The following is a 25835-nucleotide window of genomic DNA, read 5'->3' as shown; positions in this document are numbered from 1 at the left end:
CGTCCGCTGTTTCACGTGAAACAGCGGTGAACGGACATCTTCCCGAGAGGTCATCACCACCATGGCAGGCGAGACCGTCATCACCCTCGTCGGCAATCTCGTCGACGACCCCGAGCTGCGCTTCACCCCGTCGGGTGCGGCGGTCGCGAAGTTCCGTATCGCGTCCACCCCCCGCACCTTCGACCGTCAGACGAACGAGTGGAAGGACGGCGAGAGCCTCTTCCTCACGTGCAACGTCTGGCGGCAGCCGGCGGAGAACGTGGCCGAGTCGCTGCAGCGCGGCATGCGCGTCATCGTGCAGGGCCGACTGCGCCAGCGGTCTTACGAGACCAAGGAAGGCGAGAAGCGGACGGTCTTCGAGGTCGAGGTCGACGAGGTCGGCCCGAGCCTGCGCTCGGCGACCGCGAAGGTCACCCGGGCCAACCGGTCCGGTGGCCCCGGCGGCTCCGGTGGCGGCTTCGGCGGCCAGCAGGGCGGCGCCGGTGGCCAGCAGGGCGGCTGGGGCGGCGGTGGCGGCCAGCAGGGCGGCGGCAGCTGGGGTGGAAACTCCGGCGGCGGCGGCCAGTCCGGCCCCTCCGACGACCCGTGGGCGTCCAGCACTCCGTCCGGCGGCCAGCAGGGCGGCGGCAGCTGGGGCGCCCCGTCCGGTGGCGGCTTCTCGGAAGAGCCCCCGTTCTAAGAGCTGACAGATTTCGTGCGGCCCGGCCGCCGGCGTCCTGAGGACGCCGGCCGGGCCGTGAACCCCAAATGGAGCACACAATGGCGAAGCCGCCTGCTCGCAAGCCGAAGAAGAAGGTTTGCGTCTTCTGCAAGGACAAGGTCAACTACGTTGACTACAAGGACACGAACCTGCTGCGGAAGTTCATCTCCGACCGTGGCAAGATCCGTGCCCGCCGGGTCACCGGCAACTGCACCCAGCACCAGCGTGACGTCGCCACGGCCGTGAAGAACAGCCGTGAGATGGCGCTGCTGCCCTACACCAGCACCGCGCGCTAAGAGAGGGTGACCAAGTAATGAAGATCATCCTCACGCACGAGGTGCCGGGTCTCGGCTCCGCCGGCGAGGTCGTCGAGGTCAAGGACGGCTACGCCCGCAACTACCTGGTTCCGCGTGGCTACGCCATCCGCTGGACCAAGGGCGGCCAGAAGGACGTCGACGCGATCCGTCGCGCCCGCAAGATCCACGAGATCCAGACCCTTGAGGCCGCCAACGAGGTCAAGGGCAAGCTCGAGGGCGTCCAGGTCAAGCTGGCCGTTCGCTCGGGCGACGCCGGCCGTCTGTTCGGTTCGGTGACCCAGGCCGACGTCGTGGAGGCCATCAAGGCCGCCGGCGGCCCGGCCGTGGACAAGCGCGCCGTCGCGATCGCCTCGCCGATCAAGACCGTGGGCACCCACAAGGTCTCGGTCAAGCTGCACGCCGACGTCCAGGCCAACCTCGACGTCGCCGTCGTCGCTGCCTGAGTTCCGTAGCAGTGGCCTGAGGGCCGGACTCCTCCGGGAGTCCGGCCCTCGGTCGTGTTCCGGCGCGTTCGGTGCTGGAGCATTCGCTGCCGGCGCCCTCGGCCCCGGCGCCGTCAGCCCCGGACGGCCCCGGTGACCAGCCAGCGGCCGCCGCGCGCCCGCCCGACCAGGAAGGCCGCGCGGACCAGCATGAACAGGTTCATCGCCCACCACAGTCCGGCCAGCCCGGTGCCGGTGGCCGGCACCGCGATCGCCGCCGGGGTGAACACCGCCAGGGTCGCGATCGCCGCCCAGGCCAGGTAGGGGCCGTCCCCGGCGCCCATCAGCACCCCGTCCAGCACGAAGACCAGGCCGGCGACCGGCTGGCTGAGCGCGAGCAGCAGCAGGGCGGTGTCCAACTGCCCCTGCACCGCCGGATCGGGCGTGAACAGCGGGACGTACAGCGGGCGGGCGGCCACCACCAGCAGTCCCAGCAGCACGCCCGAGCCGATGCCCCACTCGACCATCCGGCGGGTGGCGGCCCTGGCGCCCGGGACGTCCTCGGCGCCCAGGTAGCGGCCGATGATCGCCTGGCCGGCGATCGCGATGGCGTCCAGGGCGAAGGCCAGGAAGCTGAACAGCGTCATGGTGATCTGGTGCGCGGCCACCTGGTCGTCGCCCAGCCGGGCGGCCACCGCAGTGGCGATCATCAGCACCGCGCGCAGGCTGACCGTCCGGACCAGCAGCGGACCGCCCGCCCTCGCACTGGCCCGGATGCCGGCCGCGTCCGGCCGCAGCGAGGCGTGCTCGCGCCGCGCCCCGCGCACCACCACGACCAGGTAGACGGCGGCCATCCCGGTCTGCGCGAGCACGGTGCCCCAGGCCGAGCCGGCCACCCCGAGCCCGGCGCCGTACACCAGGCCGGCGTTCAGGCCGATGTTGGCGGTGAAGCCCGCGATCGCCACCAGCAGCGGCGTGCGGGTGTCCTGGAGGCCGCGCAGCACGCCGGTGGCGGCCATCACCATGAGCATCGCGGGGATGCCCAGGGCGCTGATCCGCAGGTACGTCACGGCGTAGGGGGCGGCGGTCTCCGAGGCCCCCAGGACGTCGGCCGCCCAGGGGGCCAGCAGCACGGTGAGCAGCACCACCGGGACGGCCAGGCCGAGGGCGAGCCAGATGCCGTCGACGCCCTGCTGGACGGCGCCGCGGCGGTCCCCGGCACCGATCCGGCGGGCCACCGCCGCGGTGGTGGCGTAGGCGAGGAAGACGAACACGCCGGTCGCGGTGGACAGTGCGGCGGCGGCGACGCCGACCCCGGCCAGCTGCGGGGTGCCGAGGTGGCCGACGATCGCCGAGTCGGCCATCAGGAACAGTGGTTCGGCGACCAGCGCGCCGAAGGCCGGGACGGCCAGTGCGAGGATCTCCCGGTCGTGCCGGCGTCTGGAGGGGGTCGGGGCTGCGGGAGGGGCGGTCATGGGCTCCAGGCTACTCATCCACAGGTAATGACTGCTAGTGGCAGTTAGCCATTACTCGAATTCTTGAGCGAGGCGCTCGGCCCGCTTCGCGCCCGCGGGCGTCCGGCTGCGTGTGAAGAATTTCTCATGCACAGGCCCGGTAAGAGGTAATACCTGGTCAACAGGTTGACGGTGGACAGATGGTCTGGTTATCCACAGGGCCTTCCACAGGGGCGTCCACAGCTTTGCGGCACTTCTCCACAGCCCAGGGCCGCTCGTCCACACCCCCTGTGGATAACCGCCTTGGCTGAACGGCTCCCGGCGCCTTAGCGTGGGCCCTCCGCCCGACACTCCCGCCCGCCCCGGCGTCCGATTTGTCGGTGCCGTGGCGTACAAAGAGGAGCGGCTCCGCTCCACCCAGCCACCGGCAAGGCCCGCTCCAACTCGCACCACTCGCTGATCGGGGAACACGCGTGACCGGCCCCCAGTACGACGACCACGACGCCCCGCCGCCGGAGGAGGACTGGCAGCCCGCCGAGGACCCCTTCCCGGCCGGCGCCTTCGACGACGCGTCCTTCCCCGACGGGCCCGGCGACCGGCTCCCGGTCTCCCGCAGCCGCTCCGGCCAGGGCGGCGGCCGGGAGGGCAACCGGGACGGCGGCGGTCGCGAGGGCGGCTTCCAGAAGGGCGGCAAGGGCGGCCGGAGCGGCTCCCAGCGCGACGGTTCGCAGAGCGGTGGCGGCGGCTGGCAGCGCCGCGACGACGAGGGCCAGGGCGGCGTGGACGGCTTCGAGCGCGTTCCCCCGCAGGACCTCGCGGCCGAGCAGTCCGTCCTCGGCGGCATGCTGCTCTCCAAGGACGCCATCGCCGACGTGGTCGAGGTACTCAAGCCGGCCGACTACTACCGGCCCGCGCACGAGATGGTCCACGGTGCGATCCTCGACCTGTACGCCCGCGGCGAGCCGGCCGACCCGATCACCGTGGCCGGCGAGCTCACCAAGCGTGGCGAGCTCCAGCGCGTCGGCGGCGCCTCCTACCTGCACACCCTGGTCAACTCCGTCCCGACCGCCGCCAACGCCGAGTACTACGCCCAGATCGTCCACGAGCGCGCCGTCCTGCGCCGTCTGGTCGAGGCCGGCACCCGGATCGCCGGCATGGGCTACGCGGCCGAGGGCGACGTCGACGAGATCGTCAACGCCGCCCAGGCGGAGATCTACGCCGTCACCGAGCAGCGCACCAACGAGGACTACGCGCCGCTCGCCGACATCATGGAGGGCGCCCTCGACGAGATCGAGGCGATCGGCTCCCGCAACGGCCAGATGTCCGGCGTCCCGACCGGCTTCGCCGACTTCGACGCGCTCACCAACGGCCTCCACCCCGGCCAGATGATCGTCATCGCGGCCCGCCCCGCGATGGGCAAGTCGACCCTGGCGCTGGACTTCGCCCGCGCCTGCTCGATCCAGAACAAGCTGCCGAGCGTGATCTTCTCGCTCGAAATGGGCCGCAACGAGATCGCCATGCGCCTGCTGTCCGCCGAGGCCCGGGTCGCGCTGCACCACATGCGCTCCGGGAACATGACGGACGACGACTGGACCCGCGTCGCCCGCCGGATGCCCGACGTCAGCGAGGCACCGCTGTTCATCGACGACTCCCCGAACCTGTCGATGATGGAGATCCGGGCCAAGTGCCGCCGGCTCAAGCAGCGCAACGACATCAAGCTGGTCGTCATCGACTACCTCCAGCTGATGCAGTCCGGCGGCTCCCGCCGGGCGGAGAACCGCCAGCAGGAGGTCTCCGACATGTCGCGAAACCTGAAGCTGCTGGCCAAGGAGCTGGAAGTCCCGGTCATCGCGCTCTCCCAGCTGAACCGTGGCCCCGAGCAGCGCACCGACAAGCGGCCGATGGTCTCCGACCTGCGCGAGTCCGGCTCGATCGAGCAGGACGCCGACATGGTCATCCTGCTCCACCGTGAGGACGCCTACGAGAAGGAGTCCCCGCGCGCCGGTGAGGCCGACCTGATCGTCGCCAAGCACCGTAACGGCCCCACCGCCACCATCACGGTGGCCTTCCAGGGCCACTACTCGCGCTTCGTCGACATGACCCGGGACTAGGAGCGGCCGGGGGGCATCGGGGGGCCTCGTCCGACCGTCACCGAGGCGAACGCATCAGTGTGATGAGCTACTGTCCGTGCGGTGAAAACGATACGACAGCTGTCCGCCCGCCGGGCCGGGGGAAGCAAGCAGGCTCGGGCGGGCGGGTCGGCCAGTCGGCTGGGCTGGCTCGACGCGCTTCGCGGCGTGGCCGCCCTGGTGGTGGCGCTCCACCACTTCGACGTCCTGAAGATGCTGCCGGACGGGGTGGCGTCCTTCATCTGGTGGCACGCGGACCTGGGCCTCTACGGCGTCATGCTGTTCTTCCTGGTCAGCGGTTACATCATCCCGGCCTCGCTGGAGCGCCGCGGGGACGTGCGGGCGTTCTGGATCGGACGGATCTTCCGGCTCTGGCCGCCGGTGATCATCGGTATCACGGTGGCGCTGGCCATCATCCCGAAGGGCGACGGCTCGGTCGCGCTCTTCGCCACCGATCACGACCTGATCTACGTGGCCGCCAACTCGACCATGCTGCAGGACTTCATGGGCGTCTGGAACGGCCTGGGCGTCATGTGGACCCTCAGCTACGAGATGGTCTTCTACTACATGGTCACCGCGCTCTTCACGGTCGGCCAGCACCGCCGCAGCGGCCCGATCGCGGTCGGCTTCGCCGGCGTGGCGCTGCTCTTCGGCACCTCCATCGCCTCCCACACGCTGACCAGCGACATCACCTCGACCCGCAACCTGGTCTGGGGTTCCGTCCTGATCGTGCTGTTCGGCTTCGCCTGCGTGCTGAGCGGCCGGCCGAACCTGACCCGGGTCGGGGCGATCACGCTCGGTCTGCTGGGCTTCGTGCTGATGTACAACAACAGCCGGGCCCCGATGTTCGAGACCCTGATGATCTTCGCGACGATGTTCGCGGGCACCGCGATCTACCGGGCCGAGAACCGCCAGATCGACCGCCTCCAGGCGATCCTGTGCTGCGCCTTCGTGGTCGTCGCGGGGGTGGCCGTCGCCTGGATGTACAACCGTGACGGCATGGAGCAGAACACCTGGACGGCCGGCTGGATGGCCTGGGCCGGCTCCTACCTCGGGGCCTGGATCACGTTCGGCATCGGCATGGCGCTGCGCAAGCGCCGCTTCCCGAAGCCGCTCACCTGGCTCGGCGGGATCAGCTTCTCGCTCTACCTGCTGCACGTCCCGCTGGTGCACACCATCCAGCCGCTGCTGCACGTGCCCAAGGTGCCGCCGACGACCGGCGGCAAGCTGATCTGGACGGCCGAGTACCTCGTCGTGATCATGCTGGCGAGCTGGGTGATGTACCGGCTGGTGGAGCTGCCCGTGCAGAAGCTGGGCCGCAAGGTGGCCAAGGCGGTCGAGCGCCGCTGGCCGGGCGGTGCCCCGCAGCCGGCGGTCGCCGCGTCGATCGGGGTGCCCGCGACCGGCGAGGCCGCCGGGGCTGTTCCGGCTCAGTCCGGGGAGAAGGGCCAGGGCGGGGGCCAGGATCAGGAACAGGTGCCGGTCGAGGTCGGAGCCGGCGGCCCGGGGCAACGGGTCGGCTGACCGCCGCACGGACACACCGAGGGCTCGCCTCCCACTGGGGAGGCGAGCCCTCGGCGCGTGGCCCCCGGGCGCCGTCAGACGGTGACGGTGGCGCGGAAGAGGGTCGTGGCGGTGCCGGACAGCCGGGTGGGGGTGCCGGTGGCGGGGAGGAAGGCCGACCGGCCGCGGGCGAGGTCCAGGGTGCTGCCGTCGGCGGCGGTGAGCCGGGCGGTGCCCTCGGTGCAGAGCAGGATCTGCGGGGCGCGGCCGTCGATCTCGCGGTCCCGGCCGTCCAGGACGAAGCGGGAGAGCCGGAACTCGTCGATCGGGACGGGGTAGAGCTCCTCGCCGGCGGTGCCGTCGACCGGGCGGGGGTGCAGCAGCTCGGGGGCGCCGGCCTCGAAGACCAGGACCTTCAGCAGCTCGGGCAGGTCGATGTGCTTGGGGGTGAGGCCGGCCCGCAGCACGTTGTCGGAGTTGGCCTGGAGTTCGACGCAGGCACCCGCCAGGTAGGCGTGCGGCACGCCGGCGTCCAGGTAGAGCGCCTCGCCGGCCCGGAGCCGGAAGTGGTTGAGCAGCAGGGCGGCGATCAGGCCGCGGTCCTCCGGGAAGTCCTCGGCGATCCGGGCGTACGGCCCGTAGTCGCCGGCCGGGTCGGTGCGGGCCAGGGCCTCGGCCGTCTCCCGGACGGTCTCCTCGGCGGCCTTCCCGTCCATGGTGAGGATGGCGGCCAGCGTGCCGCGCAGCGCCTCGGCCTCGTCCTCGACGGCCAGCAGGTCGATCAGCGGGCCGAGCCCGGGCACCGCGAGCCCGGCCATCAGCCCGGCCGCCTCGGCGGGCCGCCGGAAGCCGCAGAGCCCCTCGAAGGCGCCCAGCGCGCAGACCATCTCGGGCTTGTGGTTGGCGTCGCGGTAGCTCCGCTCGGGGGCGTCCAGCGGGACGCCGAGGGCGTTCTCGGCGGCGAACCCGGCGCGGGCCTGCGCGATCGTGGGGTGGGCCTGGATGGACAGCGGGATGCCCGCGGTCAGGATCTTGAACAGGAACGGCAGGGTCGGACCGAACCTGGCGACGGTCGCGGCGCCGAGCTCGCCCTCGGGGTCGGCCGCGATCAGCTCGTCCAGCCGGCGGGGCCCCTCGCCCCGGTCGGCCCGGGACGGGTCGCCGGGGTGGGCGCCCATCCACAGCTCGGCCTGCGGTTCGCCGGTCGGCTCCTGCCCGAGCAGTTCGGGCAGGGCGGTCAGCGACCCCCAGGCGTACGGGCGGACGGTGTTGATGAGCCTGTCCATGCGCGCGGTCCTACTCCTTCGCTGGGTGGCGGGTGTGCCGGATCGTCGGGGCAACGGGCCCGGCGGTGCGGGGGGCCGGGCACGGGCAAGGTCATCGACCCTAGCCGACCGGTGTCGCCCGCGAGGAAACGACGGGTACCGGAGGGGAGTGCCCTGGCCGGACCGGTGGTTCCCGGGCGCGGTAGTAGGATGCCAGGACGCAGTAGTCTCCGCCCTGCACAGCAGTTTCCACCGTGGTCACCCCGTCGGCGGGCTGCCGGCGGAGCCGCGTTCCAGAGTGCGGGCGATGGTGTTCTGACACTCCCCGCCATCGGCCGAGAGGTTTGTACGTGACCGTGAACCAGCAGAGTTTTGCTGATCTCGGCAGGGTCCTGGTGATCATTCCGACCTACAACGAGGCGGAGAACGTCGAGCGGATCGTCGGCCGGGTGCGGGCGGCGGTCCCCGAGGCCCACGTGCTGGTCGCCGACGACAACAGCCCCGACGGCACCGGCGAACTGGCCGACAAGCTGTCCGCCGAGGACCCGAACGTGCACGTCATGCACCGCAAGGGCAAGGAGGGCCTGGGCGCCGCCTACCTCGCGGGCTTCCGTTGGGGCATCGACCACGGCTACGACGTCCTGGTCGAGATGGACGCGGACGGCTCGCACCAGCCCGAGGAGCTGGACCGACTGCTGGGCGCGCTGCGCGGCGCCGACCTGGTGCTGGGCTCGCGCTGGGTGCCGGGCGGCCGGGTGGTGAACTGGCCGAAGTCGCGCCTGCTGCTCTCCCGCGGTGGCTCGACCTACTCGCGGCTGGCGCTGGGCGTGCCGATCCGGGACGTCACCGGCGGCTACCGGGCGTTCCGCAAGGAGACCCTGCTGGGCCTGGGCATGGACGAGGTGGCCTCGGCCGGGTACTGCTTCCAGGTCGACCTGGCCTGGCGCACGGTGAAGGCCGGGTTCAAGGTGGCCGAGGTGCCGATCACCTTCGTCGAGCGCGAGCTGGGCGCGTCCAAGATGAGCCGCAACATCGTGGTCGAGGCGCTGTGGCGGGTGACCGCCTGGGGCGTCTCCGACCGGCTGGCCCGCCTGCGCGGCGCGGTCAAGCGCTGACCTCCACGACGTAACCGCCCGGGGCCCGTCCGTCGTCACGACGGACGGGCCCCGGGCGGTTACGTGCCCTGGGGCAGGCCGCCCACAACGCCGAGGCGCCGGCCGTTTGAACCGCGGTGTGACCTGAGCCGGAAGGCGCGCCCCGCCGGGCGCGCCTTCCGCGCAATCCGACACCGGTACTCCCATGCTGTAGGGCGCAGGAAGTCCGACCGCCGACCAGAGGGAGCAGCCAGTGACGTCGTCCCCGCCCGAGGAGGGCGCCGGCGCGGAGCGCACGGCCGCCGAGGCCGCCGCCCCGGACCCCGAGCGGCCCGCCCGCCCGCTGGAGATCGCCGTCTTCACCGGCCCCGAATCGGCCTTCTTCGCCACCTCCACCCTGATCCTCGGCGAGCGGACCGCGATCCTGGTCGACGCCCAGCTCACCCGCAGCGCCGGCCGCGAACTCGCCGAATGGGTCGCCGGCAAGGGCCGCCGACTGCTCGCCATCGTCGTCACCCACCACCACCCCGACCACTACTTCGGCGCCGAGGAGGTGCTGAGGCTCTTCCCCGACGCCCGGCTGCTGGCCGCGCCCGCCGTGGTCGACGGCATCCGGCGCACCGCCGCCGCCAAGGTCGCCCAGTGGAAGCCGGTCTACGGCGACGACATCCCGGACCACCCGCTGATCCCCGCCCCGCTGCTGCCGCAGCCGCTCATGCTCGACCGCCAGGTCATCCCCGTGCTGCTGCTCGGCCAGGCCGACTGCGGCGACTCGACGGTCGTCCACGTGCCGAGCATCCGGACGGTGATCGCCGGGGACTTCGCCTACAACGGCACCCACGTCTGGACCGCCGACACCACCCCGGCCCAGCGCACCACCTGGGGCCACAACCTCGGCCGGATCGCCGACCTCGGCGTGGACCGGGTCATCGCCGGCCACCGCGCCCCCGACCAGGGCGACGACGCCGCCCGGGTGCTCGCCTTCACCGGCGAGTACCTCCAGGACTTCGACCGGCTGCTGGCCGAGCACCCGCACGACCCGGAGGCACTGGTCACCGCGATGAACGAGCGGTACGGGGAGCTGACGCTGCCGGCCATCCTGGAACTGGGTGCCGCCGCCAACACCGCCCGGGCGGCGCGAGGGGGCGAGATCGTCGAGGCGGAGATCGTCGAGGACGACATCATCGAGGCGGAGATCGTCGAGGACGAGCTCGTCGAGGAGCCCGAGGAGTCCACGGAGCCCGAGGGGCCCGGGAAGTCCCCGGAGCGCGGGACGGGCGGAGCCGAGTAGGGCGGATACTGGCCGCATGACGCCCTACGACGTGATCGTCCCGGCCGGCGGGGGCGCCCGTCGCCTCGGCGGGGCCGACAAACCCGGGCTGACCGTGGGCGAGACCACCCTGCTCGACCGGGTGCTCGCGGCCTGCGCGGGCGCCCGCACCACCGTCGTGGTCGGCCCCGGCCGGCCGACCGCGCGCACCGGCGTCCGCTGGACCAGGGAGCAGCCGCCGGGCGGTGGGCCGGTCGCCGCCGTCGCCGCCGGACTCGACCTGGTCACCGCGCCGACCGTGCTGCTGCTCGCCGCCGACCTGCCGTTCCTGGACCGGCGGACCGTCGACCGGCTGGTCACCGCCCTCGCCGAGGCAGGCCCGGCCGTCGACGCCGCCGTCCTGGTCGACGCCGGCGGGCGCGACCAGCCGCTCGCCGCCGCCTACCGCACCGCCCCGCTGCGCACCGCGCTGGCCGCCCTCGGCGATCCGGCCGGTCTCCCGCTGCGCCGCCTCACCGGCGGTCTCGCCCGGCAGTTGGTGGCCGACACCGACAACGTCGCCTACGACTGCGACACCTGGGAGGACCTCGAACAGGCCCGGGAGCGCGACCGGTCGTAGGGGCGCCCTCCGGGTCCGTGTTCACGGCCCGCGCGGGTGTCCGTGCGGGAAACGACGCGCGCCGCACACGGGGCGAACACTCCGGGGAAACCGCCGATCAGGCAGCATGGGCGCATGGAGCGCACGCTGGAGGACTGGATCGCCGAGGTCAGGGCCGACCTGGGCATCGACCTGGACGTCGACGTCCGGGGACTGCTCGACCTCGCCCGGGTGGTCGCGCACGGGGTGGCCCGCCCGGCCGCGCCGCTGACCGCCTTTCTGATCGGCTACGCGGCCGCCCAGCAGGGCGGCGGGCCGGAGGCCGTGGCCGAGGCCGCCCGGCGGACCGCCGCGCTCGCCGAGCGCTGGAGCGCCGCCGCCGGGCCGGGCGAGCCGTGAGCGCCGTCGGCCAGACCACCGTGGCCGCCCCGTCGACCGGTCCCGGCGTGCTGAGCTGGGCGCAGGCCCGCGAGGCCGCCCGCCGGGCCGGGCTGCGTCCGCTGCCGGCGGTCGGGCTGCCGCTCGCCGAGGCGCTCGGCCGCACCCTCGCCGAGCCGCTCACCGCGCTGACCGACCTGCCCGCCTTCGACACCTCCGCGATGGACGGCTGGGCGGTCGCCGGGCCGGGCCCCTGGCGGGTCGCCGGGCGGGTGCTGGCCGGCCGGGCCGCGTCCGCGCCGCTGGCCGACGGCGCCGCCGTCGAGATCGCCACCGGCGCCCAACTGCCGCCCGGCGCCACCGCCGTCCTGCGCCGTGAGCACGGCCGCGCGGACGGCACGCTGCTGTACGACTGCGGCCACCAATCGCTGACCACCGGTCAGGACGTCCGTCCGCGCGGCCAGGAGTGCCGCCGCGGCGAGGCGTTGCTGCCCGGTGGCGCCCTGGTCGGCCCGGCCGTGCTCGGCCTGGCCGCCGCCTGCGGTCACGACCGGCTCGCCGTGCGCCGTCGCCCGGTGGTCGAACTGCTCGTCCTCGGCGATGAGTTGCTCGCCTCGGGCGTCCCCGGTCCGGGCCTGGTCCGGGACGCGCTCGGGCCGCTGCTGCCGCCCTGGCTGCGGGCGGCCGGTGCCGAGGTGGCCGAAGTGCGGTCCGTCCGGGACGACTTCGGGCTGCTCCGGGACGCGCTGCGGCACTCCACCGCCGACATCGTGGTCACCACCGGCGGAACGGCGGCCGGCCCGGTCGACTTCCTGCACCGGGCCCTCGCCGAGGCCGGGGCCCGGCTGCTGGTGGACGGCGTGGCCGTCCGCCCCGGACACCCGATGCTGCTGGCCGAACTCCCGTCGGCCGCATGCCCGTCAGCCGGCCCCGCCCGGAGCGGGCTTCCGGGCGGGGACCCAGCCGGGCTTCCGGGTGGGCTTCCGGGTGGGCTTCCGGGCGGGCGGCACCTGGTGGGCCTGCCCGGCAACCCGCTGGCCGCCGTCGCCGGGACGGTCACCCTCGCCCTGCCGCTGCTGCACGCCCGCAGCGGGCGGTCCGCCGTCACCCCGGCCCTCGCACCCACCGCCGTCGGCCTGCCCGGGCACCCGGTGGACACCCGGCTGCTGCCCGTCCGGCACACCGCCGACGGCGTCGTCCCGCTCGCCTTCGACGGGCCCGCGATGCTGCGCGGCCTCGCCCGGGCCGAGGCGCTGGCCGTGGTCCCGCCCGGCGGCGCGGCGGCCGGCGAACCCGTCGAACTGCTGGAGGCGCCGTGAACGGGCCCACCGGGGCGTGCGCGCCCCACGACAGCGGGGAGGTGGCCGCATGAGCAGGCTGCGGGGTGCGCCCGCCCCGGGGACCGAGCCGTGGTCGGACGCCGGGATCGTGCTGCCCGCCCGGCGGAGCGCGCCGGCCCTCCGGCAGGTCGGCTCCCGGCTGCTGCTGGCGCTCGCCGTCCTGGTCGCCACGACGCTGATCGTCTACGTCGACCGGGACGGTTACAACGACAACGCGGGCGACGGGGTCAGCTTCCTGGACGCGGCGTACTACGCCACCGTGACGCTGTCCACCACCGGGTACGGCGACATCACCCCGTACAGCGACGGCGCCCGGCTCACCAACATCTTCGTGATCACCCCGCTGCGCGTGGTGTTCCTGATCATCCTGGTCGGGACCACGCTGGAGGTGCTCACCGAACGAACCCGCCAGCAGTGGCGGTTGAACCGCTGGAGGTCCACCGTGCGCGAGCACACCGTCGTCATCGGGTACGGCACCAAGGGCCGCAGCGCCGTCGACACCCTGCTCGGGCAGGGCGTGAAGAAGGACGAGATCGTCGTCGTCGACCCGCAGCGCAAGGTGATCGACCAGGCCGCCCGGCACGGGCTGGTCGGCGTGGTCGGCGACGCCACCCGCACCGACACGCTGCTGCGGGCCGAGGTGCCCACCGCCGCCCGGGTCGTGGTCGCGCCGGAACGGGACGACACCGCCGTCCTGGTCACGCTGACGGCGCGCCAGCTGAACAAGGGCGCCACCGTGGTCGCGGCCGTCCGGGAGGACGAGAACGCCCCGCTGCTGCGGCAGAGCGGCGCCGACGTCGTCGTCACCAGCTCCAGTTCGGCCGGGCGGCTGCTCGGCCTGTCGATGCTCAGCCCGCACGCCGGCGCGGTGATGGAGGACCTGCTCACCTACGGCAACGGCCTGGACGTGGTCGAGCGCCCCGTCACCCGGGCCGAGGCCGGGCACAGCCCGCGCGCGTGCGAGGACCTGGTGGTCGCGGTGGTCCGCGGCCGGCGGGTGCTCAACTACACCGAGCCCGAGGCCGCCGTGCTCCAGCTCACCGACCGGGTGATCGTGATCAAGTCGACCGGCTGACGCGGGCCTTGCCCGCTCCTCGCCATGACGCGCAGTAGGTTCGGGGCATGCATGCGATGACGATTCCCGTACCCGGTGGTCCCGAGGCACTCGTGTGGGCGGAGGTGCCCGACCCGGTGCCCGGCGAGGGCGAGGTCCTGGTCGAGGTGGCGGCCACCGCCGTCAACCGCGCCGACCTGCTCCAGCGGCAGGGCAACTACAACCCGCCGCCCGGCGCCTCGCCCTACCCCGGGCTGGAGTGCGCCGGGCGGATCGTCGCCCTCGGCCCGGGCGTGTCCGGCTGGGCGGTCGGCGACGAGGTGTGCGCGCTGCTGTCCGGCGGCGGGTACGCGCAGCTCGTCGCGGTGCCGACCGGGCAGCTGCTGCCGCTGCCCAAGGGCCTGGGCTTCGAGGAGGCCGCCGCGCTGCCCGAGGTCGCCTGCACGGTGTGGTCCAACGTGTTCCTCACCGCCCACCTGCGGCCCGGCGAGACGGTGCTGCTGCACGGCGGCGCGAGCGGCATCGGGACCATGGCGATCCAGCTGGCCAAGGCGGTGGGCGCGCGGGTCGCGGTGACCGCGGGCAGCGCCGGGAAGCTGGCCCGGTGCGTCGAACTCGGTGCCGACATCGCGATCGACTACCGCGAGCAGGACTTCGTCGAGGTGCTCAAGGAGGCCACCGGCGGGGCCGGGGTGGACGTGATCCTGGACATCATGGGCGCCAAGTACCTGCAGCGGAACGTGGACGCGCTGGCCGTCAACGGGCGGCTGGTGATCATCGGGCTGCAGGGCGGCGTGAAGGGCGAGCTCGACCTCAACGCGCTGCTGCGCAAGCGCGCCGCGGTGATCGCCACCAATCTGCGCGGGCGCCCGTTGGCGGAGAAGGCGGCGATCGTGGCGGCGGTGCGCGAGCACGTGTGGCCGCTGGTGGAGTCCGGGGTGGTGAAGCCGGTGATCGACCGGGTGCTGCCGCTGACCGACGCCGGCGACGGGCACCGGGTGCTGGAGGCGGGGGAGCAGGTCGGCAAGGTCGTGCTGCGGGCCTGATCCTGGTCCGAGGGCCTGCGGCCCGAGGCGGGACGTCCGAAATGCCCTGATCGTCGGATTGTGTGAGGCTGGTTCGGAGCTGTCCCGCCGCCGACCCCGCCGCGCGCGGTCGGCCGTCGGAAGGACCTCCGACCGTGGCCGCACCAACGCACCTCCTCGGGCCGCTGCCCGCCGCGCCGCACCACCGTCGTACCCGCCGTACCGGCCCGGGCCGGGCCCAGCGACTGATCGCGGCGGCCGTGCTCGGGCTAACGCTCCCGCTGGCCGCCGCTTCGGCGGCCGCCGCCGTCGGGCCGGCGGCGGCGTCGCCGTCCCCGTTCACCGCTGAGCCCGCCGCCGTGGGCAGGCCGGAGCCAGCGGCCGTTCCGGCGGTCGGGCCGCCGCGGCACCCGCGCCCCGGCCGGGGCGACGCCCGGGTCTACCGGCGCTGGGCGGTGTGGGCGCCCGAGCGCGCCGACAGCGCCCCGGAGCGGGCGCCGGAGCGGGCTCCCGAGCAGAACCCCGAGCAGAACCCTGCGCAGGTTCCCGAGCAGAACCCCGACCAGGTTCCTGACCGGAGCACCGGGCAGGCCGGTGCGGGGGACCAGCCCGAGGCCGACCAGGGCACCCCGGACGCGGCGGCTCCCGGCGCCGACGCCGCACCGGACGCCGCCACCGCGGCCGCCCAAGCCGTCGCCGCCGCCGTCCCCGCCGTCCTGCCCGCCCGCTGGCGGGACGCCTCGACCGTCCAGTTCCCGCTGGGCGCGGGGCTGGGGTTGATCGGCTGCGGCCTGGGGTTGATCGGGTTGCGGCTGCGCCGGGGGTGAGTCGCGGGGTGGGGGCGGCGGCGGGGTAGGTTCCGTGAGGGGTGTGTGCACGCCCCAGGGGGGCCGGGGCGGGCCGGGAGCTGAGTATCCGTACGGATTCCGGGGCGGCGCCCGGGGGCGTACCGTCGTCAGCGGTGGCTCAGGACGGCGGTTGTACGGGGGCTTCCGCCCGACCAACCCCAGTGAGAGAGAATGTTGTTCATGACGAATCCGATGAACGAGCGCTCGTTTCAGCAGCCATTCCAGGCCGCGGGCGGGCAGTCGCAGGACGGCCAGAAGGTGCTGATCGTCGGACCGGACGGGCTGCCCGTGGGCCAGGGGTTCGCCGGCTCGGCGGGGGACGAGGACGAGGGCGACCTGCCGCGGGAGCTCCCGGTGACCGAGATGGTCGAGCAGCCCGCGAAGGTCATGCGCATCGGCAGCATGATCAAGCAGCTGCTGGAGGAGGTCCGGGCGGCGCCCCTCGACGAGGCCAGCCGGGCCCGGCTGAAGGACATCCACGCCAGCTCGATCAAGGAGCTGGAGCTCGGTCTGGCCCCCGAGCTGGTCGCCGAGCTGGAACGGCTGTCGCTGCCCTTCACCGAGGACAGCATTCCGACCGAGGCGGAGCTGCGGATCGCCCAGGCCCAGCTGGTCGGCTGGCTGGAGGGCCTGTTCCACGGGATCCAGACCGCGCTGTTCGCCCAGCAGATGGCGGCGCGGGCCCAGCTGGAGCAGATGCGGCGGGCGCTGCCGCCCGGTCTGCACGGCGGCGAGCCGGACGAGGACGAGCCGGGCCAGGGCCGCGGCATCCGCTCCGGCCCGTACCTGTAACGGGCCGCCGACACCGGACGTACCACGACGGTCCGCCCCGGGCCGGGGCGCCGCCGGAGGGCGCCCCGGCGGTCCGGGGGCAGGACCGGCCCTGGACCGATCACCGTCGGCGTCAGCCGGTACCCTGACCCCTGTCGCAGGCCGGTCGCACCGCCGCGGCAGGGGTCCGCCAGGCCCGCGGGCCCGGCCCACCACGCACGGACGAGACCGAACGTCACGGTCGCGGCGCCACGGCCGCGCCGAGGGGGAGCAGAGGACCATGAGCGAGCACGGCAACGCGGCGGTCGGGGGCTCCTCCCTGGGCAACGGCCGCTATGTGCTGCAGCGGCTGCTGGGCGAGGGCGGCATGGCCTCGGTGCACCTCGCGTACGACAGCGTGCTGGACCGGCAGGTCGCGCTGAAGAGCATGCACAACGAGCTGGGCCGGGACGCCTCGTTCAAGGAGCGGTTCCGCCGCGAGGCGCAGGCGGTGGCCCGGCTGGAGCACCCGAACATCGTCACGGTGTACGACAGCGGCGAGGACGTCGCGCCGGACGGCTCCAGCACCCCGTACATCGTCATGCAGCTGGTCGACGGCAAGGGCCTGCGCGAGGCGATCAACGAGGCGGTCGCCCAGTACGGCGCGATGCCGACCGAGGAGGCCCTGCGGGTCGTCGTCGGCGTGCTGAACGCGCTGGAGGCCTCGCACGACATGTCCCTGGTGCACCGCGACATCAAGCCCGGCAACGTCATGTTCGATCGCAAGGGCAACGTCAAGGTCATGGACTTCGGCATCGCCCGGGCGCTGGAACCGGGCGCCACGTCGATGACGCAGACCGGCATGGTGGTCGGCACCCCGCAGTACCTGTCGCCCGAGCAGGCGCTCGGCAAGCCGGTGGACGCCCGCTCCGACCTCTACTCGGTCGGCGTGATGCTCTTCGAGATGCTCACCGGGCAGCTGGTCTTCGACGGCGACTCGGCGTTCTCGATCGCCTACAAGCACGTCCAGGAGGAGCCGCCGGCGCCGTCCACCCTCAACCGGTCGGTCACCCCGGCGGTGGACGCCTTCGTCGCCCAGGCGCTGCGCAAGGACCCGGCGCACCGGTTCCAGAGCGCGGCGGCGATGCGGGACGAGGCGGAGCGGCTGATCGCGGCCGCGAAGGGCGGCGGCAGCGGGCACCCGTTGCAGGCCAGTACGCCGCTGGTGATCAACGAGGGCCCGCGCTCGGTGCACGCGGCGCCGCAGACCCCGCAGACCCCGCAGACCCCGCACCCCCAGTACCTCCAGCAGTCTCCGCAGCAGCCTCCGCCGCCGCAGCAGCCGCAGTACCGGACCCCGCCGCCGGCCTTCCAGCCACCGCGTCCACAGGGGCCGCAGACCCCGCACCCCCAGTACCTCCAGCAGCCTCCGCCGCCGCAGCAGCCGCAGTACCGGACCCCGCCGCCGGCCTTCCAGCCGCCGCGTCCACAAGGGCCGCACACGCCGCACCCCCAGTACCTCCAGCAGGCCCCGCCGCAGCGGGCGCACACCCCGCCGCCGCAGCCGATGCCGCCGTACCAGCAGCCGAAGGCGCCCAGCGGCGGCGGCTGCTCGACGGCCGCGGTCGTCATCGTGATCATCGTCGGCGTGCTCGTGCTGGCCGGCATCATCATCGCGATCGTGGTCAACAAGGCGCAGGACAACAAGTCGAAGACCAAGACCGGGCACACCACCGGTGAGCGGCCCGCAGTGGTGCTGGTGGTTGACCTTCCGGTCGACCGGAATGGCCTGCTCTGACGCTTTCCGGCCGGTTCGGGCGTGCCACGGGCCCGCGCCGGAGGCGGTAGCGTTCGGGGATACGAAGCGACAGGGCACCGCGATCCGAGCGAACGCCCGGGGCGAGGAGCGATGGCACAGACGCAGCAGCCGGATGACGGAACGGGTGCCGGAGCTGACGGCCGGACCGGCGGGACGCCGAGGATGCCCGGACCCGGCAGCGACGCCGCGACCAGCGCGTTTCCCCCGGTCGGGCCCGGCGGCCCGCAGACCCCCGGCCGCGGTACGGCCGCGCCGCTGGGCACGGTCGGCGACGGCCGCTACCGGCTGACCTACCGGCTCGGCCGCGGCGGCATGGCCGAGGTGTTCGCGGCCGAGGACGTACGGCTGGGACGGACGGTCGCGGTCAAGCTGCTCCGCGGCGAGCTGGCCCAGGACGACATCGCCCGGCTGCGGTTCACCCGCGAGGCACACGCCGTCGCGGGGCTCAACCACCACTCGATCGTCGCGGTCTACGACACCGGCGAGGAGTACGCCGGGGACGAGTCCACGCCGTACATCGTGATGGAGCTGGTCGAGGGCCGGACCGTCCGCGAGCTGCTGGTGGACGAGGACGCGCCGCCGGTCGACCAGGCGCTGATCATCATCGCCGGGGTGCTGGAGGCGCTGGCGTACAGCCACCGCAACGGCATCGTCCACCGGGACATCAAGCCCGCCAACGTGATCATCACGACCGCGGGCGCCGTCAAGGTGATGGACTTCGGTATCGCCCGGGCGCTGACCGGCACGGCCAGCACCATGACCCAGACCGGCATGGTCATGGGCACCCCGCAGTACCTCTCGCCCGAGCAGGCCCTCGGCAAGCCCGTCGACCACCGCTCCGACCTGTACGCGGCCGGCTGCATGCTGTACGAACTTCTGGCGCTGCGCCCGCCGTTCACCGGCGACACCCCGCTCTCGGTGGTCTACCAGCACGTCCAGGACATGCCGGTGCCGCCCTCGCAGGCCAACGGCCGGGTGCCGGTCGGGCTGGACCAGCTGGTGCTGCGCTCGCTGGCCAAGAACCCGGACGACCGCTTCCAGGACGCCGACGAGTTCCGCGCGCACGTCCAGCACGCGCTGCGCGAGATGCACGGCGCGGGCGGCGCGGGCTGGGCCGGCACCACGGCCGGGCTGGCCGCCGCGGGGCAGGGGAACACCGACGCCACCCAGGTAATCCGGCCCGACCAGACCGCGGCCACCGCGGCCTTCGGCGCGATCGGCCCCGGCGACCAGACCTCGGTGCTGCCCTACCAGGGGATGGGGGGCCCGGGCGGCCCGCACACCCCGTCGACGCCCTACCCGGGGGCCGGCGGCCCCTACGGCGGCGGTGGCGGCGACGACGACGGCGGCTCCGGCCGCCGGCGCAGGCCGTGGGCCTGGGTGGCCGGCGCCGCGGCCGTGCTGCTCGCGGCCGGGGTCGGCATGGCGTTCGCGTTCAGCGGCAACGAACCCGGGAACTCGCACACCGTGCCGCCGACGCCGCTCCCGGCGGTCAGCACGACCGAGCCCAGCACGCCGCCCCAGAGCGGCTCGCAGAGCCCGCCCGCGTCCAACACCGGCAGCCGGCGCCCGACGCAGCCGACCGAGAACGGCAGCAACGGCGGCGGCTACAACAACGGCGGCAGCGGCGGCAACAACAACGGCAACAACAACGGCAACAACAACATGTCGCCGTCGCCGGGTTCGGGCAAGCACTCGACGCCCGCGTCGCCCAGCCAGACCCCCAGCCACACGCAGCCGCCCACCACGGCGCCCGGCACGTCCAGCACGGCGCCGACCACCCCGAGCACGGGAAGCGGCGGCAGCACGGGGGCGGCCACGCAGCCGCCGGCGACCAAGTCGAACCCGCCGGCGACCCAGCCGCCCGCGACCCAGCCGCCGGCGACGCCCTGATCGGGCCGCGCTGACACCGGTCAGTTGGCGAAGGCGTCCAGGACCTGTTCGTACTCCTGGCACCACCACGTCAACTGGCCGGCCGAGGCGGGGTAGAGCGGGTCGGCCCGGTGGTCGGCCCGCTGGTAGCGCCACTGGAGCATCCAGAAGTCGTTCAGCCGCTCCCACCAGACCCGGTGGACGGCGGCGGCCAGGTGTTCGGCGGTGGCGGCTCCGGTGGCCCGGTAGGACTGCGAGTAGTGGCGGACCCGCACCAGGTCGAGGGTGCCGGACGCCCGGTCGTTGAAGAGCAACGTGGCGGCGCGGACGGCCTCCTCGGCGCGCGGCTGTGGGCCGAGCTTGTCCCAGTCCAGGACGGCCGCGACCGGGCCGCCGTCGGGGCCGTCGCCGTACAGCAGGTTGAGTCCGTGGAAGTCGCCGTGGGTCCAGCCGGTGGGCGGGGCGGTCTGCGGGGCGGGGCGGCGGTGGGCGTGTTCGGCGAGCAGTTCCAGCCTTTCGGTGAGCCTCCGTTCGACCAGCGCGTCCAGGTCGCCGTACGGGCGGTGGGCGCGGGCGTGGCGCCGCAGGTCGCGGGCGAGGTCGGCGCTGTCGAGGGGGTCGGCGGTGCGGTAGCCGGGGGGCTGTTCGAAGGGGGCGCACACGTCGTCGAGCGCGCCGTGCAGTCGGCCGAGCAGCGCGCCGAGCGCGTCGCACTGCGGCGGGGAGAGGTCGGTACCGTGCCGGTGTCGGCCATCCACCCAGGGGAACAGCGCGAACAGCCGGCCGCCGTAGCCGGCCACCGTGCCGGCTCGTTCGGCGCAGGTCAGCGGGGGTGCGACGGGCAGTCCGAGGGCCTGGAGCCCGGCCATCGCCCGGTGGTGGGCGACGATCTTCGGGCGGCTGGCGGTGGCGGCGTCGACGTAGCACTTCAGGAAGTACGCGCCGGTCTCGGTGGTGACCCGGTACCCGCGGTTCAGCAGGCCTTCGGCGACCGGTTCGGCGGTCAGCAGTCCCCCCACCCGATAGCGGCCCAGGACCTCGGCGAGTGCGGCGCGCGGGACGGGCGGACTGAGGGTCCCTATCGGCGGCGCGGAGAGGTCGGGGCGGGCCGGGGAACAGGAGAGGGTCTGGCTGAAAGTCACAGCCAGAGGTTAGGGCCCCCGTGCGGGGGCCCTTGACAAGTCGTCAGTTCTGTGATTGCTGTTCTGATCAGTGCTGCTGGTCCGCCTGGTGCCGCGCCACGAAGGCCGCCGCCTGGGTGCGTCGCTCCATTCCCATCTTGGCGAGCAGACTGGAGACGTAGTTCTTCACCGTCTTCTCGGCCAGGTGCAACTCGTTGCCGATCTGACGGTTGGTCATCCCCTCGCCGATCAGATCGAGGATCCGGCGCTCCTGCTTGGTGAGTTGCGCCAGCCGCTCGTCCTCCTTCTCGCCGCCGTCGCGCAGCCGGGCCAGCACCCGGCTGGTGGCGACCTGGTCGAGCAGCGACTTGCCGGCCGCGACGTCCCGGACGGCGGTGATCAGGTCGGTGCCGCGGATCGCCTTCAGGACGTAGCCGGACGCGCCCGCCATGATCGAGTCGAACAGCGCCTCGTCGTCCGAGAACGAGGTCAGCATCAGGCACTTGATCTCCGGCAGCCGGGACCGGATCTCCCGGCAGACCTCGACCCCGTTGCCGTCCGGCAGCCGGACGTCGAGCACCGCGACGTCGGGGTGGACCGCCGGGATCCGGGTGAGCGCCTCGGCGGCGGTGCCGGCCTCGCCGACCACCTCGATGTCGTCCTCGACCGAGAGCAGGTCGTGCACGCCCCGCCGGACAACCTCGTGATCGTCGAGCAGGAAAACCCTGATTTGTCCGTTATCAGTCACGTCCAAAGCCTCCCATATCACCGTACGGAAGACCTATCGTCCCTGGTGCCGCAGTCAGGCGGTCCGGCCGGGGCGGTCCGAAACCGATACCGAGAACCCCCTTACGTACGGGCTCGCGCCCGGATAACGTGCGCTGGTGTCCTGAAGGCGCCCGAATTGAGAGCTGCGTCACGCGGTCCGTCACCCCCACCCTTCCGACGGCGCGCTGCCCGCGGCACCCTCGGGGTTGTAAGCCCTGAACAAGTAGGACGTCCTAGCGCAAGCGCGCCAAGGGCGGACGCTGGGTAACGTTCTCGTGAGGGACGCCGTCGGAACAGGATCACCACCTGCCCCGCAGTAGGAGCGCACACCCACGCGCGCCCCGCGAGGCGGTGACCGGACCGGTCACCGGCGACCCCGGGCGGCCGGACAGACCGAGGAGTGAACGTGACCGTCAAAAGCACGGCGAGGGCCCGCAAGAAGGCGGCCCCCGGCGTCCCTGACACCCTCCGCGCCACGGGGAAGGACACCCAGCCGGAGCTCGTACAGCTGCTCACCCCGGAAGGCGAACGGGTCGAGCACCCGGACTACCCGCTCACCACCACCCCGGAGGAGCTGCGCGCCCTCTACCGCGACCTGGTGCTGGTCCGCCGGTTCGACGGCGAGGCCACCGCACTCCAGCGCCAGGGCGAGCTGGGCCTGTGGGCCTCGCTGCTCGGCCAGGAGGCCGCCCAGGTCGGCTCCGGCCGTGCCATGCGCACCGGCGACTACGCCTTCCCCACCTACCGCGAGCACGGTGTCGCCTGGTGCCGCGACGTCGACCCGCTCAACCTGCTCGGCATGTTCCGGGGCGTGAACCACGGCGGCTGGGACCCGAACGAGAAGAACTTCCACCTGTACACCATCGTGATCGGCGCGCAGGCCCTGCACGCCACCGGCTACGCGATGGGCATCAGCAAGGACGGCACCGACGACGCGGTCATCGCCTACTTCGGCGACGGCGCCTCCAGCCAGGGCGACGTCAACGAGGCCTTCACCTTCGCCTCGGTCTACAACGCGCCCGTGGTGTTCTTCTGCCAGAACAACCAGTGGGCGATCTCCGAGCCCACCACCACCCAGACCAAGATCCCGCTGTACCGCCGCGCCTCCGGCTTCGGCTTCCCCGGCGTCCGGGTCGACGGCAACGACGTGCTGGCCTGCCTGGCCGTCACCCGCTGGGCGCTCGACCACGCCCGCAGCGGCAACGGCCCGGTGCTGATCGAGGCGTTCACCTACCGGATGGGCGCGCACACCACCTCCGACGACCCCACCCGCTACCGGCCCACCGAGGAGACCGAGGCCTGGAAGGCCAAGGACCCGATCGCCCGGCTCCGCGCCCTCCTGGAGAAGGAGGGCCTGGCCGACGAGGAGTTCTTCACCGCGATCGACGCCGAGAGCGAGCGGCTGGGGCTGCGGGTGCGCGAGGGCGTGCGCGGCATGCCCGACCCGGACCCGACCCTGATCTTCGACCACGTGTACAGCGAGCCGCACGCGCTGGTCGATGAGGAACGGGCCGAGTACGTCCAGTACGCGGCCTCCTTCGAGGCGGGGGAGAACCTCTGATGGCCGGTCAGCTCAGCATTGCCAAGGCGCTCAACGGCGCGCTGCGCAAGTCGCTGGAGAGCGACCCGAAGACCGTCCTGATGGGCGAGGACATCGGCAAGCTCGGCGGCGTCTTCCGGATCACCGACGGCCTGCAGAAGGACTTCGGCGAGGGACGGGTGATCGACACCCCGCTCGCCGAGTCCGGCATCGTCGGCACCGCGATCGGCCTGGCGCTGCGCGGCTACCGCCCGGTGGTGGAGATCCAGTTCGACGGCTTCGTCTACCCGGCCTTCGACCAGATCGTCTCCCAGCTGGCCAAGATGCACGCCCGCGCGCTCGGGAACATCAAGCTCCCGGTCACCATCCGCATCCCCTTCGCGGGCGGCATCGGCGCGGTCGAGCACCACAGCGAGTCGCACGAGGCGTACTTCGCGCACACCGCGGGCCTGCGCGTGGTCAGCCCGTCCAACGCGCACGACGCGCACTGGATGCTGCGGCAGGCCATCGCCTCGGACGACCCGGTGGTCTTCCTGGAGCCCAAGCGCCGGTACTGGGACAAGGGCGAGGTCGGCGACGCCGCCGACCTCGGACTGCACGACGCCCGGATCGTGCGCTCCGGCACCGATGCCACGCTGCTCGCCTACGGCCCGATGGTCAAGGTCTGCCTGGAGGCCGCCGCGGCCGCCGAGGAGGACGGCCGCCGACTGGAGGTCGTCGACCTGCGCTCGCTCTCCCCGGTGGACTTCACCACCCTGGAGGAGTCGGTCAAGCGCACCGGGCGGGCCGTCGTGGTGCACGAGGCGCCGGTCTTCCTGGGCATGGGTGCCGAACTGGCCGCCCGGCTCACCGAACGGTGCTTCTACCACCTGGAGGCGCCCGTCCTGCGGGTCGGCGGCTACCACGCGCCGTATCCGCCGTCCCGCGTCGAGGAGGCCTTCCTCCCCGACCTGGACCGCGTGCTCGACGCCGTCGACCGCGCACTCGCGTACTGATCCGGGGGAGCGAAGATGACCACCGAAGTTCGCTCGCTCCGCGAGTTCAAGATGCCCGATGTGGGCGAGGGCCTGACCGAGGCCGAAATCCTCAGCTGGTACGTCAAGCCGGGTGACACCGTCACCGACGGGCAGGTCGTGTGCGAGGTGGAGACCGCCAAGGCGGCGGTGGAGCTGCCGATCCCGTTCAACGGGGTCGTCGATCAGCTCTTCTTCCCCGCGGGCGCGACGGTCGACGTCGGCACCGTGATCATCTCGGTCGCGGTCGCCGGGGAGGCCGGGGCCGCGGCTCCTGCCGCCGCTGCTGCTGTTGCACCCGTCGCCGCCGCCGCGCCGGCCGAACCGGCCGAGCCCGAGCGGCGCGAGGTGCTGGTCGGCTACGGCCCGCGCACCGGCACCGCCCAGCGCCGGGCCCGGCGCACGACCACGAAGACCGTCACCGCGACGCCGGCTCCGGCCGCGCCCGTCGTGCCGGCCGCTCCGGTCGTGTCGGCCGCGCCCGCCTCGTCCGTCCTGGCCGAACAGCCCGCCGGGGAGCGGCCGTTGGCCAAGCCGCCGGTGCGCAAACTGGCCAAGGACCTCGGCATCGACCTGCGCGCGGTCGTCCCGACCGGCCGGGACGGCGTGATCACCCGCGAGGACGTGCACGCCCACGCGTCCGCCCTGGCCACCGCGCAGGCCGCCCCGGCGGCGCCGGTCGAGGCCGGGCCGGTCGCGGCGGCGGTGCCGGCGCCGGTCACCGTGGCGGGCGACGTCCGGGTGCCGATCAAGGGCGTCCGCAAGGCGACCGCGCAGGCGATGGTGGCCTCGGCCTTCACCGCCCCGCACGTCACCGAGTTCGTCCAGGTCGACGTGACCCGCACGATGAAGTTCGTCCGCCGGCTCAAGGAGAGCGGCGAATTGGGCCGGGACGTCCGGATCAGCCCGCTGCTGCTGGTCGCCAAGGCGCTGCTCACCGCGGTCAAGCGGCACCCCGAGATCAACGCGCAGTGGGACGAGGCGGCCCAGGAGATCGTCATCAAGGGCCAGGTGAACCTCGGCATCGCCGCGGCCACCCCGCGCGGCCTGATCGTCCCCAACATCAAGGACGCCGGCGGCAAGACCCTCACGGGCCTCGCCGTCTCGCTGGGCGAGCTGATCGACACCGCCCGCCAGGGCAAGACCTCGCCGGGCGACATGCAGGGCGGGACCATCACCATCACCAACGTCGGCGTCTTCGGCGTCGACACCGGCACCCCGATCCTCAACCCCGGCGAGGCCGCGATCCTCGCCGTCGGCGCGATCCGGGACATGCCGTGGGTGCACAAGGGCAAGGTCGTCCCGCGTCAGGTGACCACGCTGGCGCTCTCCTTCGACCACCGCCTGGTGGACGGGGAGTTGGGCTCCAAGGTGCTGGCCGACGTGGCCGCGCTGCTGGAGCGCCCGAAGCGCCTGATCACCTGGGGCTGACGGCCCGGGACGTCACGAACGGGAAGCCACGGAGGGGCCTTCCCCCACACCGCCGTGTGGGGGAAGGCCCCTCCGCTTCTGCCCGCCCGTCGGCCGTCGCTGGGGGCGAGGCCGGCGGGCGGCG

Annotated in this window: 21 protein-coding genes and 2 pseudogenes; 19 read left to right on the top strand and 4 right to left on the bottom strand. The window is 73.4% G+C overall.

The features are described 5' to 3' along the window. Positions 1-61: 61 nt before the first annotated feature. The 3 genes from ACIP37_RS02555 (at position 62) to rplI (ending at position 1460) form a co-directional block, all read left to right on the top strand. Positions 62-679, top strand: coding sequence for a single-stranded DNA-binding protein (locus tag ACIP37_RS02555; RefSeq protein ID WP_363579857.1), 618 nt, complete (start codon positions 62-64; stop codon positions 677-679). Positions 680-759: 80 nt separating this feature from the next. Further along, the gene (rpsR, locus tag ACIP37_RS02550; RefSeq protein ID WP_030304537.1) at positions 760-996 is read left to right on the top strand and encodes a 30S ribosomal protein S18; all 237 of its coding nucleotides are present in this window, start codon (positions 760-762) and stop codon (positions 994-996) included. Positions 997-1013: 17 nt separating this feature from the next. Continuing rightward, positions 1014-1460, top strand: a complete 447-nt coding sequence (gene rplI / locus ACIP37_RS02545; RefSeq protein ID WP_063348488.1) for a 50S ribosomal protein L9 — start codon at positions 1014-1016, stop codon at positions 1458-1460. Positions 1461-1573: 113 nt separating this feature from the next. Here the strand turns inward: rplI and ACIP37_RS02540 are convergent, their stop codons facing one another. Next, complete coding sequence (locus ACIP37_RS02540; RefSeq protein WP_363579856.1) at positions 1574-2914, bottom strand: MATE family efflux transporter; 1341 nt, start codon at positions 2912-2914, stop codon at positions 1574-1576. A gap of 452 nt (positions 2915-3366) precedes the next feature. Between ACIP37_RS02540 and dnaB the strand changes: the two genes are divergently transcribed. Next, a complete protein-coding gene (dnaB, locus tag ACIP37_RS02535) occupies positions 3367-5004 on the top strand; it encodes a replicative DNA helicase (RefSeq protein WP_363579855.1) in 1638 nt (545 codons plus the stop codon). 81 nt (positions 5005-5085) lie between these two features. Further along, positions 5086-6546, top strand: coding sequence for an acyltransferase family protein (locus ACIP37_RS02530; protein ID WP_400804272.1), 1461 nt, complete (start codon positions 5086-5088; stop codon positions 6544-6546). Positions 6547-6620: 74 nt separating this feature from the next. Here ACIP37_RS02530 and manA read toward each other — a convergent pair whose 3' ends face one another. Beyond that, the gene (manA, locus tag ACIP37_RS02525; protein WP_363579853.1) at positions 6621-7811 is read right to left on the bottom strand and encodes a mannose-6-phosphate isomerase, class I; all 1191 of its coding nucleotides are present in this window, start codon (positions 7809-7811) and stop codon (positions 6621-6623) included. Between the two features lie 329 nt (positions 7812-8140). Here manA and ACIP37_RS02520 point away from each other — a divergent pair, with 329 nt between their 5' ends. From ACIP37_RS02520 to ACIP37_RS02470, 11 genes and pseudogenes are all read left to right on the top strand, one after another. Continuing rightward, on the top strand, positions 8141-8905 hold the full coding sequence (locus ACIP37_RS02520) for a polyprenol monophosphomannose synthase (protein WP_363579852.1): 765 nt from the start codon (positions 8141-8143) through the stop codon (positions 8903-8905). 232 nt (positions 8906-9137) lie between these two features. Continuing rightward, positions 9138-10175: an MBL fold metallo-hydrolase gene (locus tag ACIP37_RS02515; RefSeq protein ID WP_363579851.1), complete on the top strand. Its 1038-nt coding sequence runs from the start codon at positions 9138-9140 to the stop codon at positions 10173-10175. Between the two features lie 16 nt (positions 10176-10191). Beyond that, positions 10192-10761 (top strand): annotated as a pseudogene (locus ACIP37_RS02510) (molybdenum cofactor guanylyltransferase); the annotation flags it as partial. 108 nt (positions 10762-10869) lie between these two features. After that, a pseudogene (locus tag ACIP37_RS02505) lies at positions 10870-11151 on the top strand (DUF6457 domain-containing protein); the annotation flags it as partial. Beyond that, on the top strand, positions 11148-12449 hold the full coding sequence (locus ACIP37_RS02500; RefSeq protein ID WP_400804268.1) for a molybdopterin molybdotransferase MoeA: 1302 nt from the start codon (positions 11148-11150) through the stop codon (positions 12447-12449). The pseudogene ACIP37_RS02505 and the gene ACIP37_RS02500, both read left to right, overlap by 4 nt. 49 nt (positions 12450-12498) lie before the next feature. Then, positions 12499-13545, top strand: a complete 1047-nt coding sequence (locus ACIP37_RS02495) for a potassium channel family protein (RefSeq protein ID WP_363619419.1) — start codon at positions 12499-12501, stop codon at positions 13543-13545. 47 nt (positions 13546-13592) lie between these two features. Beyond that, positions 13593-14570: an NAD(P)H-quinone oxidoreductase gene (locus tag ACIP37_RS02490; protein ID WP_363579848.1), complete on the top strand. Its 978-nt coding sequence runs from the start codon at positions 13593-13595 to the stop codon at positions 14568-14570. A gap of 134 nt (positions 14571-14704) precedes the next feature. Further along, on the top strand, positions 14705-15376 hold the full coding sequence (locus tag ACIP37_RS02485) for a hypothetical protein (protein ID WP_400804264.1): 672 nt from the start codon (positions 14705-14707) through the stop codon (positions 15374-15376). Between the two features lie 201 nt (positions 15377-15577). Then, positions 15578-16189 (top strand): bacterial proteasome activator family protein, encoded by a 612-nt coding sequence (locus ACIP37_RS02480; protein ID WP_350876669.1) that lies wholly within the window; start codon positions 15578-15580, stop codon positions 16187-16189. Between the two features lie 259 nt (positions 16190-16448). Continuing rightward, positions 16449-17945, top strand: coding sequence for a protein kinase (locus ACIP37_RS02475; RefSeq protein ID WP_400804261.1), 1497 nt, complete (start codon positions 16449-16451; stop codon positions 17943-17945). A 183-nt stretch (positions 17946-18128) separates the two neighbouring features. Then, positions 18129-19859, top strand: coding sequence for a protein kinase (locus ACIP37_RS02470; protein ID WP_400804577.1), 1731 nt, complete (start codon positions 18129-18131; stop codon positions 19857-19859). Positions 19860-19879: 20 nt separating this feature from the next. Here ACIP37_RS02470 and ACIP37_RS02465 read toward each other — a convergent pair whose 3' ends face one another. Then, the gene (locus tag ACIP37_RS02465) at positions 19880-20980 is read right to left on the bottom strand and encodes a phosphotransferase (protein ID WP_363579844.1); all 1101 of its coding nucleotides are present in this window, start codon (positions 20978-20980) and stop codon (positions 19880-19882) included. Between the two features lie 67 nt (positions 20981-21047). Next, positions 21048-21707, bottom strand: coding sequence for a response regulator transcription factor (locus ACIP37_RS02460; protein ID WP_350876661.1), 660 nt, complete (start codon positions 21705-21707; stop codon positions 21048-21050). Between the two features lie 426 nt (positions 21708-22133). Here ACIP37_RS02460 and pdhA point away from each other — a divergent pair, with 426 nt between their 5' ends. Genes pdhA through ACIP37_RS02445 form a run of 3 tightly spaced genes read left to right on the top strand, consistent with a single transcriptional unit; the run spans position 22134 to position 25711 of the window. Beyond that, the gene (gene pdhA / locus ACIP37_RS02455; protein ID WP_400804257.1) at positions 22134-23288 is read left to right on the top strand and encodes a pyruvate dehydrogenase (acetyl-transferring) E1 component subunit alpha; all 1155 of its coding nucleotides are present in this window, start codon (positions 22134-22136) and stop codon (positions 23286-23288) included. Continuing rightward, positions 23288-24262, top strand: a complete 975-nt coding sequence (locus ACIP37_RS02450; protein ID WP_063348502.1) for an alpha-ketoacid dehydrogenase subunit beta — start codon at positions 23288-23290, stop codon at positions 24260-24262. Before pdhA ends, ACIP37_RS02450 begins: the two co-directional genes overlap by 1 nt. Positions 24263-24277: 15 nt before the next feature. Beyond that, entirely contained in the window at positions 24278-25711 is a 1434-nt protein-coding gene (locus ACIP37_RS02445; RefSeq protein ID WP_400804253.1) for a dihydrolipoamide acetyltransferase family protein, read from the top strand. Positions 25712-25835: the final 124 nt, after the last annotated feature.

The organism is Kitasatospora sp. NPDC088861, assembly GCF_044750105.1.
Lineage (GTDB): Bacteria > Actinomycetota > Actinomycetes > Streptomycetales > Streptomycetaceae > Kitasatospora.
The sequence above is the reverse complement of the archived record's forward strand: the minus strand, read 5'-3'. Positions and strand labels throughout refer to the sequence as shown.

Coding starts and splice junctions, on each gene's coding strand:
- ACIP37_RS02555 (WP_363579857.1), top strand. CDS start 62: ATGGCAGGCGAGACCGTCATCACCCTCGTCGGCAATCTCGTCGACGAC.
- rpsR (WP_030304537.1), top strand. CDS start 760: ATGGCGAAGCCGCCTGCTCGCAAGCCGAAGAAGAAGGTTTGCGTCTTC.
- rplI (WP_063348488.1), top strand. CDS start 1,014: ATGAAGATCATCCTCACGCACGAGGTGCCGGGTCTCGGCTCCGCCGGC.
- ACIP37_RS02540 (WP_363579856.1), bottom strand. CDS start 2,914: ATGACCGCCCCTCCCGCAGCCCCGACCCCCTCCAGACGCCGGCACGAC.
- manA (WP_363579853.1), bottom strand. CDS start 7,811: ATGGACAGGCTCATCAACACCGTCCGCCCGTACGCCTGGGGGTCGCTG.
- ACIP37_RS02495 (WP_363619419.1), top strand. CDS start 12,499: ATGAGCAGGCTGCGGGGTGCGCCCGCCCCGGGGACCGAGCCGTGGTCG.
- ACIP37_RS02490 (WP_363579848.1), top strand. CDS start 13,593: ATGCATGCGATGACGATTCCCGTACCCGGTGGTCCCGAGGCACTCGTG.
- ACIP37_RS02480 (WP_350876669.1), top strand. CDS start 15,578: ATGACGAATCCGATGAACGAGCGCTCGTTTCAGCAGCCATTCCAGGCC.
- ACIP37_RS02475 (WP_400804261.1), top strand. CDS start 16,449: ATGAGCGAGCACGGCAACGCGGCGGTCGGGGGCTCCTCCCTGGGCAAC.
- ACIP37_RS02470 (WP_400804577.1), top strand. CDS start 18,129: ATGCCCGGACCCGGCAGCGACGCCGCGACCAGCGCGTTTCCCCCGGTC.
- ACIP37_RS02450 (WP_063348502.1), top strand. CDS start 23,288: ATGGCCGGTCAGCTCAGCATTGCCAAGGCGCTCAACGGCGCGCTGCGC.
- ACIP37_RS02445 (WP_400804253.1), top strand. CDS start 24,278: ATGACCACCGAAGTTCGCTCGCTCCGCGAGTTCAAGATGCCCGATGTG.